This window comes from Mycetocola sp. (assembly GCF_046716805.1).
Lineage (GTDB): Bacteria > Actinomycetota > Actinomycetes > Actinomycetales > Microbacteriaceae > Mycetocola_A.
In genome coordinates this window covers 1-18172 of record NZ_JBKJWH010000189.1, presented here as the reverse complement: position 1 = coordinate 18172, position 18172 = coordinate 1, and the positions used below count along the sequence as shown (strand labels likewise).

Here is an 18172-nt window from a genome sequence, read left to right as displayed (position 1 = left end):
CCCGGCTCCGTCTTTCGTTTTGCCTGACACATTCTCGAGTTTTTCGACACCCGGCAGTTCGCCTGCGTCGCGATGTCTCCGGTTCGGGTTAGGCTCACAGTAGGCAACCAGCCAGCAAGAGGAGTGTGGACAGATGGCTCGAATCGGTGAGAGCGCCGACCTGCTCAAATGCTCCTTCTGTGGCAAGAGCCAGAAGCAGGTTCAGCAGCTCATTGCAGGGCCAGGCGTGTACATCTGCGACGAGTGCGTCGAGTTGTGCAACGAGATCATTGAGGAGCGCCTGGCGGAGGCCGGCGAAGCAGCCGCCCCCGACTTCGAACTGCCCAAACCCAAGGAGATCTTCAACTTCCTTGAGGAGTACGTCATCGGCCAGGTGCCTGCGAAGAAGGCCCTTTCCGTCGCCGTCTACAACCACTACAAGCGCACCCGTGCCCGCACCACGCTCACCAGTGCCGACTCGATCGCCGATGACATCGAGATCGCCAAGAGCAACATCCTGCTGATCGGCCCGACCGGCTGCGGCAAGACCTACCTCGCGCAGACGCTGGCGAAGCGATTGAACGTTCCGTTCGCCGTCGCCGACGCCACCGCGCTGACCGAGGCCGGATACGTGGGCGAAGACGTCGAGAACATCCTGCTCAAGCTGATTCAGGCCGCCGACTACGACGTCAAGCGCGCTGAAACGGGCATCATCTACATCGATGAGGTCGACAAGATCGCCCGAAAGGCCGAGAACCCGTCGATCACCCGTGATGTTTCCGGTGAAGGTGTCCAGCAGGCGCTGCTGAAAATCCTGGAGGGGACCGTCGCATCCGTCCCCCCGCAGGGGGGGCGCAAGCATCCGCACCAGGAGTTCATCCAGATCGACACGACGAATGTGCTGTTCATCGTCGCTGGCGCATTCGCCGGGCTCGAAGAGATCATCTCGTCACGTGCAGGTAAGAAGGGCATCGGTTTCGGTGCACCTCTGCACTCCAAAGGCGACGACATGAACCTGTTCAGTGAGGTTCTGCCCGAGGACCTGCACAAGTTCGGGCTCATCCCCGAGTTCATCGGCCGCCTCCCGGTCGTCACCACGGTGACGCCGCTCGACCAGCACGCGCTGATGGAGATCCTCACCGTTCCCAGGAACGCCCTTGTTCGCCAGTACCAGCGCATGTTCGAGATTGACGGTGTGGAGCTCGAATTCGAGCAGAGCGCCCTCGAGGCGATTGCCGACCTGGCGGTGCTCCGCAAGACGGGCGCCCGTGGACTTCGCGCGATCCTCGAAGAGGTTCTCGGCCCGGTCATGTTCGAGGTGCCGTCGACCGAAGAGGTCGCGCGCGTCGTGATCACTCGTGAGTCCGTGCTGGAGAATGCGGCGCCGACGATTGTTCCGCACAAGCCGCGCCGGCAGGAGAAGTCGGCGTAGCCTTTCGTCCGGTGCCTGCACGTCCCGGACGGTCGTTTCCTGACCGGATGGGTGCTGAATGATCGTGTGCGGGCCGTGAGGGGTCCGAGGTTGTCGTTCGGCGACGGTGAGGGGTCCCTTGTGGTCGTCCGCGGGGTTTCTGCGCGACAAGTAGGGCCCCCGCAGGGGCGGGCGGATGCCGCGCCGACACTGCGGCGGGCCCGCAGCATCCGACGCGGCGCGACTACTCCGCCAGCCCCCGCCGCACCAGCAGTGGCTCGATGCGTGCGTCGCGGCCCCGGAACTCCCGGTATGCCTCGAGCGGGTCCTTGCTGCCGCCGACGCCGAGCACCAGCGAACGGAACCGATCTCCGTTGTCCCGTGTCAGCCCGCCGTTCTCGGTGAACCACTCCACGGCATCCGCGTCGAGAACTTCGCTCCAGATGTACGAGTAATAACCCGCGTCGTAGCCGCCCGAGAAGGTGTGGGCGAAATAGGTGCTCGAATACCGCGTCGGTACGGCTGGGTTGTCGAGCCCGGCGGCAGCAAGCGCGTCGCTTTCGAACGCCGCGACATCGTCGACGATCGTGCCTGAGTCGATCCGGTGCCAGGCCTGGTCGAGCATGGCCGCTGCGAGGTATTCACTCGTCAGGAATCCCTCGTTGAAGGAGACCGACCGGCGGATGTTGTCGACCAGAGCCTGTGGCATCCGCTCGCCGGTCTCGTGGTGCACCGCATAATTGGCGAGGACCTCAGGCCACAGCATCCACATCTCGTTGACCTGGCTCGGGAATTCGACGAAATCGCGGTACACGTTCGTCCCCGCGAACCGAGGGTAGCTGACGCGGGCGAAGAGGCCGTGCAGCGCGTGACCGAACTCGTGGAACAACGTTCTCACTTCGTCGAAGCTGAGCAGGGTCGGCGCACCCGGCGCCGGCCTGGGCACGTTGAGGTTGTTCACGACAACGGTGGGCTGATCCAGCAGAGTGTTCTGCGCGATCAGCGGGTTCATCCAGGCGCCGCCTCGCTTCGAGTCCCGGGTGTGCAGGTCGAGGAGGTAGAGCCCGACGGGTGTCCCGTCTGCCTCGGTCACCTCGAACACGCGCACCTCGGAATGGTAGGCGACCAGGTCGGTGCGCTCGGCGAACCGCACACCGTAAAGCTGCTCGGCCGCGAAGAAGATCCCGTCGGAGAGAACCCGCTCGGCCCCGAAGTACGGTCGCATGGCCGCCTTGTCGACGGCGAACCGGGCGGCGCGCACCTGCTCGGTGAGGAACGCCCAGTCCCAGCTTTCAACGTCATAGGTTTCCTCGCCGGCATCGACGAGCGCCTGGAGGTCGGCTTGCTCGGCGCGGGCGTTGCGCGCGGCGGCCGGCGCTAGCGACCCGAGCATTGCAGCGACGTTCTCCGGGTTTCCCGCAGTCTCGTCCGCCGTCACGAACGCCGCGTGCGAGTCAAAGCCCAGCAGCTCCGCCCGCTCGGCACGAAGCCGGGTGATCTCCAGCACAAGGCCCCGGTTGTCGTGTTCCCCACCACGGATGCCACGCGTCCGCGACGCACGCATGATCCGTTCGCGCACATCCCGGCGAGTCAGACTGGTCAGGGTCGGATGCCCGGTGGGAAGAACAAGGCTGAGGAGATAACTGTTCTCGAGCCCGCGCTCGCGCGCCGCCTGGGCAGCTGCGGCGATTTCGCCTGCGCTGAGTCCGTCGAGTTCGGCCATGTCGTCGAACACCACGGCGAGGTCGTTGGTGTCGGCCAGCAGGTTTTTCTCGAACCGGGTCGTCAGAGTCGACAGGGTGCCGTTGAGAGCGCGGAGCTGCTCCTTGTCGGAGTCGCCGAGCCCGGCGCCGGCAAGGGTGAACTGCGTGTGGTGCCGCTTGACGAGATAGCGGGCCTCATCGTCGAGCCCCAGTTCGTCGAGCCGATCATGGACGGCGGAAATTCTGGCGTAGAGCGCGGGGTTGAGCCGGATCGCGTCGGAGTGCGCCGCGAGCAACGGAGCGAGTTCCTCTTCCAAGGCGAGGGTCAGTGGGTTGGAGTCCGCGGAACTCTTGTTGAAGAACACGTTGCCGACCCGCTCCAGGATCCGACCGGACCGTTCGAGCGCGAGGATGGTGTTCTCGAAGGTCGGACCATCCGTCGACGTCACGATGGCGTCGATCTCAGCCAGTTGCTCGGCCATGCCCCGTTCGAAGGCGCCGGCGTAATGCTCGTCCCGGATGTCGGCGAACGGCGGCAGCTGGTACGGCAGCCCGCTGGGTGCAAGGAACGGGTTCGACGGCTCAGACATGAACCCACCATAGGGGCCGACATGTGGGCCGGGCGACCCCCGGCACACCCGTAGGGTGGAGCTATGGCTACCTCCGAGCGCTACACGCACGGGCACCACGAGAGCGTCCTCCGCACGCACAGTTGGCGCACCGTGGACAACTCAGCGGCATACCTTGCACCCCACCTGACTCGAGGCTCCCTGGTCCTCGACGTCGGCAGCGGTCCTGGGACGATCACCATCGACATCGCCCAACGGGTTTTCCCCGGCAGTGTCATCGGGATGGATGCCTCCGCTGACGTCTGCGTCCAGGCGTCGACCCTCGCTCGCGACAGCGACGTGCTGAACGTCGACTTCGTCGCCGGGGATGCCTACGCGCTCGACTATCCGGACAACACTTTCGACATCGTCCACGCCCATCAGGTGTTGCAGCATGTCGGCGATCCGGTCGCCGTGCTGCGCGAGATGCGCCGCGTCGTGAAACCGGGCGGTATCGTGGCCGCCCGTGACGTGATCTACGGCGCTGCGTCCTGGTACCCGCTGCTCCCGGGGCTCGACACGTGGATGCGCGTGTACCAGTCGGTCGCACGGTCGAACGCCGGCGAGCCCGACGCTGGCCGCTCGCTCAAGGCCTGGGCGCTCGACGCCGGCTTCACTGAGGTGGAGAGCACCGCCTCGATCTGGTGCTTCTCCAACGACCGAGACCGGGACTGGTGGGGGAGCGCATGGGCGGTCCGTGCCCTCGAATCCAGCTTCGCACCGCAGTCGATCGAGACCGGCGCCGCAACGCAGGCCGACCTCGAGGAGATCTCAGCGGCCTGGACCGCGTGGGTCGGCGACCCCCGCGGCTGGTACGCGATGCCTCACGGCGAAATCCTGGCCCGCAAGTAGCGAACGGATGCCGCCGCGCCCGCCGGCGACGCGGCATCCGCTGGTCGACGGCTCACGCTGCCCGGAACCCGGCCGGTGGCTAGTCCTCTTCGTCATCGGCGATAGTGGCGTCGTGCTGACGGATCGTCGCCGTATCCGCCACGTCGTTGTACGTGATGACCGTACCGTCATCGAGCTCGAGAACGGGGCGACCTTCGAGCCAGGTCAGTGTCCAGCGCCAGGTGCGCGCGTCGACGTCCTCGGCGCGCAGTTCGTCCTCGACCGTTCGTACCGCCGCGAGCACAACCTCCGGGAGCCCCTCCGCCGGTGTTTCACCGACGCTCCACCGCGTCCCGAGTCGCATGATGCCTCCGTCAGACGGTGCGGTCGTACGTGACCCAGTTGGTGCGATCGGCCACCTTGTCGTAAAGCACCTGCGCTTCGTCATTGTCCGGCGCTGTGATCCAGCGAACGATGCCCGACCGCTGGGCCCGGGCGATCTCGGTGACGCGCTCGATGAGGGCGGTCGCGATGCCGTTGCCCCTGGCGCCTGGGGTGACGAACAGGTCGTCGATGAAGATTCCGGTGCCGCCGGCAAGCGGGCGAGCGAAGGTGCGGTAGTGGGCGAGGCCGACAAGAGTGCCGTCCTCGTTCTGCGCGACGAGGGCTGACAGACCATGAGTGTTCTCGGTGATCCAGCTCCACACGAGCAGCGCCTTCTCATCGGGCACCGGTGTGCCGTAAAAGTCGCCGTAGTCGGCGAACAGGGGCAGCCAGTTGAAGAAGTCGCGGTCTCGGGTGTTGCGAATCTCAAACGTCATGGTTTCTCCTCAACTGTGGTGCGACGTCGGGGCGTCGACCGGGGCGAAGTCCACTCCGGTGACGGTCAATTCGTCGGCCGGAGTGAAACTGAGTCTAACGATACGACCGACGGCCTTGAGGTCGCCTTCCGCGAGGGTCAGAAGGGCGATCTGTTCCGGGGTTCCGGTGATGGTCGCCTCGTTCAGTGTGGATTTCTGTGACGCTTTCGCGTCGGTTTTCGCGCGACGGATGCTGGTCAGCGCCTGCCCGGTGAGCACAAGGAGTTCCGGGTTGCCCGCGCCGGTGAGTTCGTCACTCGTCGGCCAGGCGGCGGCGTGTACGGATCCTTCGTTCCACCAGGACCACGATTCATCGGCCGCGAATGGGATGAAGGGAGCGAAAAGTCGAAGCAGGACGCTGAGCGCCTCACGGAGCGCGGCGACGGCTGAGGCCTGGCCGGGGTGCTCCGCGTCATAGGCGCGTTCCTTCACGAGTTCGAGGTAGTCGTCGCAGAACGTCCAGAAGAATGACTCCGTCGTCTCGAGCGCGCGGGCGTGGTCGTACGCCTCGAACGCGGCGGTTGCCTCGGCGACGACGGTCCGCAGCGTGGCGAGCATGCTGAGGTCGACCGGCTCCGTCACCGGAGCGTTCGCGGCCGCTTCGAAGCTGAGGATGAACTTCGACGCGTTGAGCACCTTGATGGCGAGGCGGCGTCCGATCTTGATCTGGGTCGGGTTCTGCGGGTCGAAACCGGCGTCCGTTCCGAGGCGGCTCGACGCGGCCCAATACCGGACGGCATCCGATCCGTGTTTCTCCAGGATGTCGGCGGGGGTGACGACGTTGCCCTTCGACTTCGACATCTTCTTGCGGTCGGGGTCGAGGATCCAGCCGGAGAGAGCGGCATGCTCCCAGGGCTTCTCGTTGTACTCGAGGGCTGAGCGGAGCATCGTCGAGAACAGCCAGGTGCGGATGATGTCCTGGCCCTGGGGACGCACGGAGAACGGGAAGACGAGGTTCCACAGTTCGGCATCGCGTTCCCAGCCGCCCGCGAGCTGCGGGGTGAGTGAGGACGTGGCCCAGGTGTCCATGATGTCGAGTTCGCCGACGAAACCGCCGGGCGCGTTGCGCTGGGATTCGTCATAGCCCGGCGCGGTGTCACTCGAGGGGTCGACCGGGAGCGACGCAGCATCGGGCAGAATGGGGGACTCGTGGATCGGTTCACCGTGGCCGTCGAGCGGATACCAGAGGGGAATCGGCACACCGAAGAAACGCTGGCGCGAGATCAGCCAGTCGCCGGTCAAGCCCCCGACCCAATTCTCGTAGCGCACCCGCATGAAGTCGGGGTGCCACTGGAGTTCTTTGCCCAGCTCGATCAGTCGAGCGCGGAGCTGCTCGTCGCGGGCGCCGTTCCTGATGTACCACTGGCGGGTGGACACGATCTCGAGCGGCTTGTCGCCCTTCTCGTAGTACTTGACCTGGTGGGTGGTCGGTTTCGGGTCGCCGATGAGGTCGCCGGAGTCGGTCAGCAGTTGCACGACAGCCTGCTTCGCGCTGAACACGGTCTTGCCGGCCAGCTCACGATAGGCGGCGAGACCGGACTCGGAGGTGATGACATCCGGTGCTTCATGGATGATGCGACCGTCGCGGCCCATGATGGTGCGGTTGGGCAGGTCCAGTTCCCGCCACCAGACGACGTCGGTGACGTCGCCGAAGGTGCAGATCATGGCGATGCCGGCACCCTTGTCCGGCTGAGCCAGGTGGTGCGCGAGCACGGGAACCTCGACACCGAAGAGCGGCGTCGTCACCGTGGTGCCGAAGTACGGCTGAAAACGCTCGTCGTCGGGGTGGGCCACGAGGGCGACGCAGGCGGGCAGCAGCTCGGGCCGGGTGGTCTCGATTTCTATCGTTCCGCCGTCTGGCTTGGCGAAGGCCAGCCGGTGATAGGAGGCCGGCTGTTCCTTGTCTTCGAGCTCAGCCTGTGCGACCGCAGTGCGGAAGGTGACATCCCACAGCGTCGGCGCCATGGCCTGGTATGCCTCACCGCGCTCGATGTTCCGGAGGAAGGCGAGCTGGCTGATGCGGATGGAATCGTCGCCGATGGTGCGGTACGACTGGGACCAGTCAACGGACAGCCCCAGCGTGCGCCAGAGCGCCTCGAACTGCTTCTCGTCCTCAGCGGTGAGGCGTTCGCACAGCTCGATGAAGTTGCGGCGAGAGATCGGCTTCTGGTCGGCGGCTTTGGAGCTCTTTCCGTCTCCACCCTCGAACGGCGGCTCGAACTCCGTGTCGTAGGGGAGTGTCGGGTCGCAGCGCACTCCGTAGTAGTTCTGCACCCGACGTTCGGTGGGCAGGCCGTTGTCGTCCCAGCCCATCGGGTAGAAGACCTGCTTGCCCGACATCCGCTGGAACCGCGCGACGACATCCGTGTGGGTGTAGCTGAAGACATGGCCGATGTGCAGTGAACCGGAGGCGGTCGGCGGCGGAGTGTCGATCGAGTAGACGCAGTCGCGTCCACCCTCGAGGGCTGCGGCACGGTTGAACCGGTAGGTGCCCGCATTCTCCCAGGCGGGACCCCATTTGGCTTCGAGGCCTTCGAGTGCCGGCTTGTCTGGAACGTGCGCGGTCATGGGGTACTCCGGTTTCGATATAGGCGGCACCGTGTGAACGTGCCTGAGTGTCCTGGGTCCCTCAATGGTAGCGGAGCCGGGCGGGCGAGAAATCGGACAGCCAGGCGGCAGGGCTGGGAAACGCACCGGGCGCAAGCCCCTGACAGGCGGGAGGGCCCTGCTTAAACTGACGCCGTGGAGGGCTCCTCATGACAACGACAGCACGACCCGGAACGGATGCCGGTCATCGCACCGACATCCAGGGCCTCCGTGCGCTCGCCGTTTCCCTCGTCGTCCTCTTCCACCTGTGGCCGCACGTTCTGCCCGGTGGTTATGTGGGCGTCGACGTCTTCTTCGTGCTCTCCGGCTTCCTGATCACGACACACCTCGTCCGTGAGGTCGAACGCACCGGGTCGGTGTCGCTCCCGGGGTTCTGGGCACGCCGGGCCAGACGGCTGCTTCCGGCGTCGCTCACGGTACTCCTGGTCACGACGTGTGGCATCTGGCTCGTGGCCCCGGCCGGTGCCGTCGGCCGCTTTCTCGGTGAGGTGATGGCATCCGCTGGATATGTGGAAAACATCGCCCTTGCCGGAAGTTCGGTCGACTACCTGGCAGCCGAGGCCGCCCCATCTCCGGTGCAGCACTTCTGGTCGTTGTCGGCGGAGGAACAGTTTTACCTGGTGTGGCCGGTGCTGATCGTCGGTGCCGTGGTGCTCTGGAAGCGGTTCCCTCGGGCGGCAGACGGTGAATCGCCGCGTCGCGTCATCGCTCTCGCTCTGGGCGTCGTGGTTGTCGCTTCCCTGGCCTGGTCGGTGATCTATACGGCGCGCGACCCGGCTCCCGCCTACTTCCTCGCCACGACGAGGGCGTGGGAGTTCGGCGCCGGTGGATTGCTGGCGGTGGCGGCGCCGGCGTTGACCGGTTGGCTGGCCCTGCCCGGCTCCCGTGTGGTGCGTTGTGCCGCCGCGTGGGGCGGATTGGCGTCGATCGTGCTGGCGTCGGTGGCGTACGGGCCTTCGACGCCTTTCCCCGGGGCGGCGGCGCTGCTGCCCGTTCTCGGCACCCTTGCCGTGATCGTCGCAGCGGAGCCGGCCGGGCGATTCGCGCCCACCCGGATGCTGGCTCTCGGCCCGGTGCAGCGGCTCGGTGACCTGTCCTACGGGACCTACCTGTGGCACTGGCCGCTGATCGTTCTCACCCCGTTGTGGCTCGGTCGCGGTCTCTCGTTCGTCGACTCCTTGGTTCTCGGGGTGGCGAGCATCGCGCTCGCCGCGGCGACGGAGCGCTGGGTGGAGAATCCGATCCGCAACGGCGCTCTTGCTGCCCGCAAACCCAGGGACACGTTCGCTGCTGTTGCGGCGGCGATGGCTGTGGCAGTGGTCCTTCCGTTGTCGACCCTCGGATACGCCCAGGATCGTCTCGAGGCGGAGCAGCAGCGGATCGAGGCTCTCGTGGACGCGGACCCTGAGTGTCTCGGCGCGGCGGCGCTGGAGGGTGACGGTTGTGAGCCGATCGAACCGGTTGCGGCGGTGATTCCCGACCCGTCGCTGGCCGACGCGTCCCCCGAACGTTGCATCGCCGGCATCCGTTCCGCTGAACTGAAGGTGTGCTCTTTCGGCGCCCCACCTGACCGCGCAACCCGCACCATCGCCCTCGTCGGAGACTCGCACGCCGAACAATGGCTGCCGGCGTTCGCCGAACTGGCCACCCGGCGCAATTGGGCGCTCGTGGTCATCGCCAAGAGCTCATGCCCGTTCGGTCCCGATCAGAGAGTCGAGGAGGACATGTCGGCCGAAGTCCTCGCGGTTATGAACGACAGTTGCGCAGCCTGGAACGAACAGACACTCGGCTGGCTCGCTGAGCATCCCGAGGTGAGCGTCGTGTTCACCGCGACTCGGGCGAGGAACGCCGTCGTCGCGGGAAAAACGGATGCCGACTGGCGGGACACCGCGATCCGGCAGTATCGGCAGCGGTGGGCCGGACTGCCGTCGAGCATCGAGCGGGTCGTCGTTCTCCGCGACACTCCTCGCATGAACGACGACTACCTGCCCTGCCTCGCCGAATCAGGGGAGGACGCGGCCGAGAGCTGCGCCGTGGAGTTGTCCGCGGCGATCGAGAGGGATGCTGCGGCCGAGGCCGCTTCGGGTTCCGCCGACCCGAGGGTTGGGCTCATCGACCTCACCGAATATTTCTGCCCTGACGGGTGGTGCCGGCCGGTGATCGGGGGTGTGCTGGCGTATCGGGATTCTCACCACATCAGCTGGGTGTACGCGAGCACTCTCGTGCCCTTCCTCGCCGAGGAGATCGACGCGGTGTTCTAACCACGCAAGATGGTTGCGGGTCGCCGTCTCGTTTCCGAGATTGCCTGAGTCAGGGCTGCCGCCTTCCACGACGCTTCGCGTCGTGCCCAGCAATTCGCGGGCTATTGTGCGATCGCCAGCCGCGGGGCGTCGGCGACGAGTCGAGCGGTGTACGGATGCTGCGGGTCGTCGAACACGCTCGCCGCGTCCCCGGTCTCCACGATCCGGCCGTCCTTCATGACCGCGATCCTGTCACTCATGTGCCGGATCACCCCGAGGTCGTGAGAGATGAACAGGTAGCTCAGGCCGTGTTCGGCCTGCAACCGGTCGAGGAGGTCGAGGACCTGCGCCTGAATGGTGACGTCGAGAGCTGACACCGGCTCGTCACAGACGATCACCTCCGGACGTGCGGCCAACGCGCGGGCGATCGACACGCGCTGTCGCTGCCCTCCGGAGAGGTGCAACGGGCGCGAGCCGGCGACGGCCGGCGACAACCCAACCGCGTCGAGCAGTTCGCTGACGCTCGAGCGATCGGATTCCGGGGCGAGTGCGCTCGCATCGGCCAGGATGCGACGAACGCTCAGCCGCGGGTCGAACGAGCTCAGACTGTCCTGATAGATCGCGCCGATCCTCCGGCGAACGGGCCGACGGTCGCGTTCCCGAAGCTCCGAAAACCTGCCGCCGTCGAGCAGGACGTCTCCGTCGTCGGCTGTGACCAGGGCGAGGACGAGTCGCGCCACCGTTGTTTTCCCTGACCCGGATTCGCCGACGAGCCCGAGGGTCTCACCCCGCCGAAGTATGAAGGAGACGTCATCGACGGCGCGGAACCGGCCCGTCGGCGACGGGAACGTTTTTCCGAGACCGCGAGCCTCGAGGACGACCGGCGCCGAGGCATCCGGTGCTGACGTGGCCTGAGTCGCGGGAACCGGCATCGTGCCTGGAACCAGCGCCGTGTGACGCGGTTTGTCGGTGGGAACGGCAGCGATCAGCCGGCGGGTGTATTCCTCACGCGGGTCGGCGAGGAGTTCCTGCGTGTTGCCCGACTCAACGACGCGGCCGCCCTTCATCACCAGGACCCGGTCGGCGATGGCGCTCACCACGGCGAGGTCGTGGCTGATGAGCAGGATGCCGGTTCCCCGCCTTTTCACGTCGGTGAGCAGATCGAGAATGCGCGCCTGGATGGTGACGTCGAGCGCGGTGGTCGGTTCGTCGGCGATGAGGAGGGGCGGGTCGAGCGCGATCGCCGAGGCGATGAGCGCCCGCTGCCGCAGCCCGCCGCTGAGTTCGCCTGAGCGCTGGCCGATGGCCCGCTCCGGGTTCGGCATGCCGACGCTGGCGAGGAGGGCGAGCACGCGGGCCCGCGCGTCATCCGCCGACAGGGGTGAGTGCAGGCGCAGGGCATCGCCGATCTCCCTGCCGATGGGTCGGAGCGGGTCGAGGGAGACGAGGGCGTCCTGCAGCACGAGGCCGATCCGGGAACCCCGGATGGTGCGCCAATCGCGTTCGGTAGCGGAGCGGAGGTCGAGGCCTGCGAGGCTGAGCGTGGAGGAGGTGACGGTGGATCTTCGCCCGGCAAGGCCGAGAAGGGACCGGGCCGTGACGCTCTTGCCCGACCCGGACTCTCCGACGATCGCGACGCACTCACCGCGGGCGACCTGGAAGGAAAGGTCCCGAACCACCTGGCTGGTGCCGAACCTAACAGAGAGCTTGTCGACGTCAAGGAGGGCATCCTCTGCGTTCATCGCTGTCCTGCCGTTCGACGGGTGAGGCTGCGGCCGAGGACGGTCGTCGCGATCGTCGTGAGCACGATCATGAGGCCGGGGAACACCGTCAGCCACCAGGCCGAGCCGAGATAGGTGCGCCCGGCTGAGAGCATCGCGCCCCACTCGGCGGCCGGTGGCTGCGCGCCGAGGCCGAGGTAACTCAGTGCAGCAGCCCACACCACGGCCTGCCCGATACCGAGTGTCGCGAGCACCATCAGCGGGGCGAGCGCGTTGGGCAGGATGTGACGGGTGAGGATCCGCCAGGGTCCATGACCGAGCACACGGGCGGATTCGACGTACGCCGATGAGCGGATGCCGACCAGCTGGCCGCGGATGATCCGCGCGTACCCGGGGGCGGTCGACAAACCGACGGCGACGGTCGCGGTCACCGGGCCCGGGCCGGCGATCACGATCACGAGGAGAGCCAACAGCAGGCCGGGGAAAGCGAAGAGGACTTCGATGGTGCGGTTCACCGTGAAGTCGAGCACCCGGCCGCCGAATCCGGCGAGCGCCCCGAGGATCAAGCCGAGCAGCAGCCCGATCGCCGTCGCCGAGACGCCGATCATCAGGGAAGTCGAAGTGCCGGCGACGACGCGGCTGTAAATGTCCCTTCCGGATTCGTCGGTGCCGAACCAGTGCCTGGGCGACGGCCCCTGGAAGGCGTCTCGAGCGGCGATCGCGTTGGGGTCGATCGTGGAGAGGACCCCGGGGGCAACCGTGGCGATCAGGAGGAAGAGGACGAAGCCCAGGGACAGGATCTCGCCGAGACTCGGGCGCGCGCGTCGGACCGGTGCCGCGCTCGCCGCAGCCGTCCGCAGGTCGAGTTCGCTCATCGTCCTGCCTCCGCACTCCGCAGTCGCGGGTCGGCGAGCCGCGACGCGGCATCCGTGACGATGGTCATGACGATGTAGACGAGGGCGACGAGGAGAACGACCCCGGTGACGATGGGCACGTCGCGGAGAGTGACCGCCTGCAGCAGGGTCCGGCCGAGGCCGGGGCGGGCGAAGATCGTCTCGACGACGACGGCACCGGAGATCAGGTAACCGAGTGCCCAGCCGGAGAGGCTGATCGCCGGCAGGCTCGCGTGGCGGAGTGCGTGGCGAAGACGGATGCCGCGCTCGGACTCGCCTCTCGCCCTCGCCGAGACGATGAACGGTGCGTCGAGCGTGTCGAGCAGGGTTTCGCGCATCACCTGCGCCAGGAATCCGGCGAGGGGAATGGCCAGGGTGATCGTGGGGAGTACGAGACCAGCGAGGCCGCCGGTGGAGACCGGGGGCAGCCAGCCGAGGGCGCTGCTGAAGACCGCGATCAGCACGGTGGCGAGCCAGAAATGGGGGAGGGCTGCGCTCGTCAGTTCGATGCCCTGCCCGAGGGAGGCGGCGATGCGGCTGCCGCCGGTGGACCAGAGGGAGAGGAGGAGCGCGATGAGCCAGGCCAGCGCGAGTGCCGCGAGGGCGAGGGCGAGAGTGCCGCCGACCTGGGCGCCGAGCAGGTCGGCTACCGGGACCTTGAGGGCGTACGAGCTGCCGAGGTCCCCGGTGAGCAGTCTGCCGAGCGCGTTCAGGTACTGCACGCCGAGGGGAAGGTCGAGCCCGTAGTCCCGGCGGACCTGGTCGAGCGTCTCCTGTGAGGCTTGGGAGCCGGGCCCGCCGAGCACCGCTTCGGCCGCGTCGCCTGGGATCAGCCGGATCGCGAAGAAGGTCAGCGTGGCCACCGCCCACATCACGAAAACCGCGCCGCCCAGCCGGACGAGGAGCCACCGGGATGCCCGGAAGCTCCTCGACCGCTGCGCGGGTTTAGTTTTCGCTGAGCCAGGCGTCATAGAACGTTGGCGTCGAGACCGTCGGAAGCGCGCGGGCGTCCTTCACCTGGGTGCCGAGCAGGAAGTGGTTCTGCTGGTCGTACAGCGGCAGGATGTGGAACCCCTCGAGGATGATCTTCTGAGCCTGCTCGTACAGGCCGGCCCGCTCGTTCTCGTCTGAGATCTCGGACGCTTCGGTCAGCAGGGCGTCGAGCTCGGGGTTGCTCACCTGGGAGAGGTTCGCGAAGTAACCGCTCGGCGCCGGCGTGATGCCGTCGGAGTGGTACAGGATGCGGAGTACGTCAGGTCCGACCTTCGTGTACGGAGCGCTCACGAGGTCGTAGTCGTTCTCGGCGAGCACGCCGTACCAGCTCGACAGGTCAAGCAGGCTGAGGTTCACCTCGAAGCCGGCGGCCTTCGCCGTCGCCTGGATCTGCTCGAAGAGAGACTGCTCGGCCGGGATCGACTGGTTCGTCGACACCGGGAAGTCAAGCGAGAGGCGCTCGCCGTCCTTCATCCGGTAGCCGTCGGCATCCCGTTCGGTCCAGCCGGCGGAGTCAAGCAGTGCGTTCGCCGCGTCGAGGTCGGTCCCGAACAGTGACTCGTCGGAGTACCCGGTGGCTTCGACGCTCGACAGCGGGGAGTACGAGCGTTCGGCTGAGCCGAAGAAAAGCGACTCGATGCCGTCGTTGACGTCGACAGCCCGAAGGAACGCCTCTCGAACGGCCACGTCGTTGAACGGCGCAGTGCCGGAGTTCAACTCGATCCGGTTCGACGCGCCGGGCCGTGGCGCATCGAGGTGGGCGATGGTCTTCGTCTTCTCTGCGGCCGCGATGGTGTCCGGCTGGGCGTTGTCGATCACGTCGACCTGACCACCCTGCAGCGCTGCATACCGTGATGCGGAGTCCGGGAGGAAGCGCCATTCGATGGCGTCGAGATAGGCGGCGCCGTCATGCTTGGCGTCTGCTGGGGGCGAGTTGTAGTCCTCATTGCGGACGAGTGAGACGTGGTCCTGCTTGACCCACTCGTCAACGACGAACGGGCCGGTGCCGATCGGGGCCTGGCAGTTCTCTTCCATGCCGCGGGCGATCCCGGCAGGGGACTGGATGGCCACCCATGGCTGCGACAGGGACTCGAGCAGTGCGCTGTCTGGTGCGCTGAGGTTGAACCGCGCGACGGTGTCAGACACGACCTCGACGGACTCGACCTTGCCGAGCGCGAGATACCCGGTCGACGACTCGGTGGCTGGGTCCTTCAGGTGCTCGACGTTGGCTTTCACAGCCTCGGCGTCGAACGGGGTCCCGTCGGTGAAGGTGACGTCGTCCTTGAGGGTGAAGTCCCAGCTCAGGTTGTCGTCCGACACCGACCACTCGGTCGCGAGCCAGGGGATGATCGTCCCGTCGGCATCCCTCGAGAGGAGGGAGTCGAGGAACTGCCCGGCGATCAGAGCCTGCGGGTAGTTGCCCCCGACGTGAGGGTCGAGACAGGTGGGTTCGGCGTCACCGCTGGCGTAGGTGAGGGTTCCCCCGGCGACTGGCGTAGACCCTGACGCGCCCGGGGTGGTCTGGCATCCGGCGAGGAGAAGGGCGAATCCGGTTGCTGCGGCGACGGATGCAAGTCGGCGGCGGGCTCGCGAGTGTGCGTGGAGGTGCATAGCGGTTTCCTTGGCGGCTGGGAGCGAGTGGCGGGGGCTCGCGGTCGAAGTGCGTTTTTGGACGCGGTCTAATAACGACTCTAGCCCCGATTTTCTTCCCGGAGCGCCTGGCCGCCGTCGGCGCTGTCGGTACGCTTTCCCGGGGAGGGGCCAACATGAACGACAGCCTGCACAACATCGGGCGTCCGCGGCGCTCGTCGAAGCGCACCCTCGAGGAGGCGGCCGCCGAGCTGTTCCTCGAGCAGACCTATGCGGGCACGACCGTCGACCAGATCGCCGCGCGGGCGGGCGTGAGCCGAAACACGTTCTTCAACTACTTCGCCTCGAAATCCGACGTGCTCTGGGTCGACTTCGACGAGACGATCGAGCGGCTCGCCGACGAGCTCGCCGCCGCCGGTCAGGACGGGCCGGTGATGGATGCCGTCCGGGACGCTCTCGTGCGGGTGGCCGCATCCCACCCCGACGACCGGGTGCCGTGGGCGCTGACCCAGGTCGACCTGATGGGCACTCGCGAGGACCTGGAGGCATCCGGGCTGAGGCGTTTCATGAAGCAGGCCGCCGTCGTGCGGATGTTCGTCGCACAGCGACTGGGTGCCGGAGCGGGCGATGTCCTGCCGCAGGCCGTGGCATTTGCCGTCCTCGGTGCTGCCGCCGCAGCAGCCGGTGCGTGGGCGAACGCGGGCCTGGCTCGGCGGCCGCTGGCCGACTATGTGGCGGAGGCGGTCGCTCCGGTCTGCGCTGGCTTCGCTGCCGCCCTCTCCTGACCGCGAGTTGCCGACTCTGAGGGGGTGTCACTGGCGGCTTTGCACCACCCCAAGTCCAGCAAGTCGCGGCGCGGGCTCGGCCGAGCCGCTATCCTTGAACCAACGACTGCGATCCGGCCATCACCGGGGAGTCTCCGGAAGAACAGCGACATGCACTCTCGTCGCCCAGTAGAACCGGGCGGGTCTGGCCCGTCACAGCCAAAGAATGAGCGGCCGCTCCGTGCGGCAAGCGAGGTGGTACCGCGGATCGAACCTGATCCGCCCTCGCAGGTGAACATCGAAACCTGCCGGGAGAAATATGCCGTACCCCAAGTCCCACGACGACTCGCCCCAGACCGGAGCCGCGTTCGGCGTGACGCCGTCGCCGAAGTTCCCGGAGATCGAGAACGACGTCCTCGCGTTCTGGAAGAACGACGCGACCTTCGAGGCATCCGTCTCGCAGCGTGAAGGCGCCGACGAATGGGTCTTCTACGACGGGCCCCCGTTCGCGAACGGCCTGCCGCACTACGGTCACCTGCTCACCGGTTATGCGAAGGATGTGTTCCCGCGCTACCAGAGTATGCGCGGCAAGCAGGTGCACCGCCGCTTCGGCTGGGACACCCACGGGCTTCCGGCCGAGCTTGAAGCCGAGCGTCAGCTGGGCATCACCGACAAGAGCCAGATCGAAGAGATGGGCATCGCCGCCTTCAACGCTGCCGCGAAGGACTCGGTGCTCACGTACACCGAGGACTGGGAGCGCTACGTCACCCGCCAGGCCCGCTGGGTCGACTTCGAGAACGACTACAAGACCCTCGACATCACCTTCATGGAGAGCGTCATCTGGGCGTTCAAGCAGCTGCACTCCAAGGGGCTCGCCTACGAGGGCTACCGCGTGCTGCCGTACTGCTGGCGCGACCAGACCCCGCTGTCCAACCACGAACTGCGCATGGACGACGACGTCTACAAGATGCGCCAGGACCAGACCGTCACCGTCACCTTCCCGCTGACCGGTTTGAAAGCCGAGGCGCTCGGCCTCACCGCCGTCCGTGCGCTGGCCTGGACGACGACGCCGTGGACGCTGCCCACCAACGCCGCCCTTGCGGTCGGCCCCGAGATCGAATACGCCGTCATCCCAGCGGGCCCGCACGGCACACCGGATGCCACGGTGCTGCGTGAGAAGCACGGCACCGGCGGCACCACAGAGGTGCTCGGCGGGGAATACCTGCTCGCGACGGCCCTCGTCGGCAACTACGCCAAGGACCTCGGCTACGAGAGCGCCGCCGACGCGACCGCCGCGATCAGCCGCACCGTCTCCGGCCGCGACCTCGAGGGCGTGTCCTACGACCGCCTGTTCGACTACTACTCGGATGTCGACGCGTTCGGCATGCAGGACGCCTGGAGAATCCTCGTCGCCGACTACGTGACCCTCGAGGACGGCACGGGTATCGTGCACCAGTCACCGGCATACGGTGAGGAAGACCAGAGGATCTGTGAGGCCGCAGGCATCCCGGTGATCATCTCGGTCGACGAGGGCGGCAAGTTCCTGCCCGAGGTCACCGACGTGGCCGGCCTGCTCTGGTCAGACGCGAACAAGCCGCTCACCCAGGTGATCAAGGCCGAAGGGCGCCTGCTGCGCCAGGCCAGCTACGAGCACTCCTACCCGCACTGCTGGCGCTGCCGCAACCCGCTGATCTACAAGGCCGTATCGAGCTGGTTCATCCGCGTGCCCGAATTCCGTGACCGCATGGTCGACCTCAACGAGCAGATCAACTGGGTACCCGAGAACGTCAAGCACGGCCAGTTCGGCAAGTGGATCGGCAACGCCCGCGACTGGTCGATCAGCCGCAACCGCTACTGGGGTTCCCCGATCCCGGTCTGGAAGAGCGACGACGCGAACTTTCCCAGAACGGATGTCTACGGCTCGCTCGATGAGATCGAGGCCGACTTCGGCGTGCGCCCGACCGACCTGCAC

The 18172-nt window shown here is 66.8% G+C and carries 13 protein-coding genes; 5 read left to right on the top strand and 8 right to left on the bottom strand.

From position 1 onward, the window contains the following. Positions 1-133 precede the first annotated feature (133 nt). The gene (gene clpX, locus ACLQ62_RS15300) at positions 134-1411 is read left to right on the top strand and encodes an ATP-dependent Clp protease ATP-binding subunit ClpX (RefSeq protein ID WP_411722490.1); all 1278 of its coding nucleotides are present in this window, start codon (positions 134-136) and stop codon (positions 1409-1411) included. Positions 1412-1634: 223 nt separating this feature from the next. On the opposite strand, the gene ACLQ62_RS15295 is transcribed toward clpX, so the two are convergent. Beyond that, the gene (locus ACLQ62_RS15295; RefSeq protein ID WP_411722489.1) at positions 1635-3683 is read right to left on the bottom strand and encodes a M3 family metallopeptidase; all 2049 of its coding nucleotides are present in this window, start codon (positions 3681-3683) and stop codon (positions 1635-1637) included. Positions 3684-3746: 63 nt separating this feature from the next. On the opposite strand from ACLQ62_RS15295, the gene ACLQ62_RS15290 reads away from it, so the two are divergent. Then, the gene (locus ACLQ62_RS15290) at positions 3747-4553 is read left to right on the top strand and encodes a class I SAM-dependent methyltransferase (protein ID WP_411722488.1); all 807 of its coding nucleotides are present in this window, start codon (positions 3747-3749) and stop codon (positions 4551-4553) included. A gap of 79 nt (positions 4554-4632) precedes the next feature. Here the strand turns inward: ACLQ62_RS15290 and ACLQ62_RS15285 are convergent, their stop codons facing one another. Genes ACLQ62_RS15285 through valS form a run of 3 tightly spaced genes read right to left on the bottom strand, consistent with a single transcriptional unit; the run spans position 4633 to position 7960 of the window. Then, on the bottom strand, positions 4633-4896 hold the full coding sequence (locus tag ACLQ62_RS15285; protein WP_411722487.1) for a hypothetical protein: 264 nt from the start codon (positions 4894-4896) through the stop codon (positions 4633-4635). Between the two features lie 10 nt (positions 4897-4906). After that, positions 4907-5353, bottom strand: coding sequence for an N-acetyltransferase family protein (locus tag ACLQ62_RS15280; RefSeq protein WP_411722486.1), 447 nt, complete (start codon positions 5351-5353; stop codon positions 4907-4909). A 9-nt stretch (positions 5354-5362) separates the two neighbouring features. Further along, positions 5363-7960 (bottom strand): valine--tRNA ligase, encoded by a 2598-nt coding sequence (valS, locus tag ACLQ62_RS15275; RefSeq protein WP_411722485.1) that lies wholly within the window; start codon positions 7958-7960, stop codon positions 5363-5365. A 188-nt stretch (positions 7961-8148) separates the two neighbouring features. Between valS and ACLQ62_RS15270 the strand changes: the two genes are divergently transcribed. Then, positions 8149-10260, top strand: a complete 2112-nt coding sequence (locus ACLQ62_RS15270; protein WP_411722484.1) for an acyltransferase family protein — start codon at positions 8149-8151, stop codon at positions 10258-10260. Positions 10261-10361: 101 nt separating this feature from the next. Here the strand turns inward: ACLQ62_RS15270 and ACLQ62_RS15265 are convergent, their stop codons facing one another. From ACLQ62_RS15265 to ACLQ62_RS15250, 4 genes are read right to left on the bottom strand one after another with little or no spacing between them, the layout of a single operon-like run. Then, positions 10362-11981 (bottom strand): dipeptide ABC transporter ATP-binding protein, encoded by a 1620-nt coding sequence (locus tag ACLQ62_RS15265; protein WP_411722483.1) that lies wholly within the window; start codon positions 11979-11981, stop codon positions 10362-10364. Continuing rightward, positions 11978-12835, bottom strand: a complete 858-nt coding sequence (locus tag ACLQ62_RS15260) for an ABC transporter permease (RefSeq protein WP_411722482.1) — start codon at positions 12833-12835, stop codon at positions 11978-11980. The genes ACLQ62_RS15265 and ACLQ62_RS15260 overlap by 4 nt, the downstream gene beginning before the upstream one ends. Then, positions 12832-13824 (bottom strand): ABC transporter permease, encoded by a 993-nt coding sequence (locus tag ACLQ62_RS15255; protein ID WP_411722481.1) that lies wholly within the window; start codon positions 13822-13824, stop codon positions 12832-12834. The genes ACLQ62_RS15260 and ACLQ62_RS15255 overlap by 4 nt, the downstream gene beginning before the upstream one ends. Further along, positions 13799-15457 (bottom strand): ABC transporter substrate-binding protein, encoded by a 1659-nt coding sequence (locus tag ACLQ62_RS15250; RefSeq protein WP_411722480.1) that lies wholly within the window; start codon positions 15455-15457, stop codon positions 13799-13801. Before ACLQ62_RS15250 ends, ACLQ62_RS15255 begins: the two co-directional genes overlap by 26 nt. 155 nt (positions 15458-15612) lie before the next feature. On the opposite strand from ACLQ62_RS15250, the gene ACLQ62_RS15245 reads away from it, so the two are divergent. Then, on the top strand, positions 15613-16221 hold the full coding sequence (locus ACLQ62_RS15245) for a TetR family transcriptional regulator (RefSeq protein WP_411722479.1): 609 nt from the start codon (positions 15613-15615) through the stop codon (positions 16219-16221). Positions 16222-16519: 298 nt separating this feature from the next. Then, positions 16520-18172, top strand: a 1653-nt coding sequence (locus tag ACLQ62_RS15240; RefSeq protein WP_411722478.1) for a class I tRNA ligase family protein, incomplete at its 3' end; no start/stop codon positions are given.

Bases quoted from the DNA above. Each gene is read 5' to 3' on its own strand.
- clpX (WP_411722490.1), top strand. From the start codon at position 134: ATGGCTCGAATCGGTGAGAGCGCCGACCTGCTCAAATGCTCCTTCTGT.
- ACLQ62_RS15250 (WP_411722480.1), bottom strand. From the start codon at position 15,457: ATGCACCTCCACGCACACTCGCGAGCCCGCCGCCGACTTGCATCCGTC.
- ACLQ62_RS15285 (WP_411722487.1), bottom strand. From the start codon at position 4,896: ATGCGACTCGGGACGCGGTGGAGCGTCGGTGAAACACCGGCGGAGGGG.
- ACLQ62_RS15260 (WP_411722482.1), bottom strand. From the start codon at position 12,835: ATGAGCGAACTCGACCTGCGGACGGCTGCGGCGAGCGCGGCACCGGTC.
- ACLQ62_RS15270 (WP_411722484.1), top strand. From the start codon at position 8,149: ATGACAACGACAGCACGACCCGGAACGGATGCCGGTCATCGCACCGAC.
- ACLQ62_RS15265 (WP_411722483.1), bottom strand. From the start codon at position 11,981: ATGAACGCAGAGGATGCCCTCCTTGACGTCGACAAGCTCTCTGTTAGG.
- ACLQ62_RS15280 (WP_411722486.1), bottom strand. From the start codon at position 5,353: ATGACGTTTGAGATTCGCAACACCCGAGACCGCGACTTCTTCAACTGG.
- ACLQ62_RS15295 (WP_411722489.1), bottom strand. From the start codon at position 3,683: ATGTCTGAGCCGTCGAACCCGTTCCTTGCACCCAGCGGGCTGCCGTAC.
- ACLQ62_RS15255 (WP_411722481.1), bottom strand. From the start codon at position 13,824: ATGACGCCTGGCTCAGCGAAAACTAAACCCGCGCAGCGGTCGAGGAGC.
- ACLQ62_RS15290 (WP_411722488.1), top strand. From the start codon at position 3,747: ATGGCTACCTCCGAGCGCTACACGCACGGGCACCACGAGAGCGTCCTC.
- ACLQ62_RS15245 (WP_411722479.1), top strand. From the start codon at position 15,613: ATGAACGACAGCCTGCACAACATCGGGCGTCCGCGGCGCTCGTCGAAG.
- valS (WP_411722485.1), bottom strand. From the start codon at position 7,960: ATGACCGCGCACGTTCCAGACAAGCCGGCACTCGAAGGCCTCGAAGCC.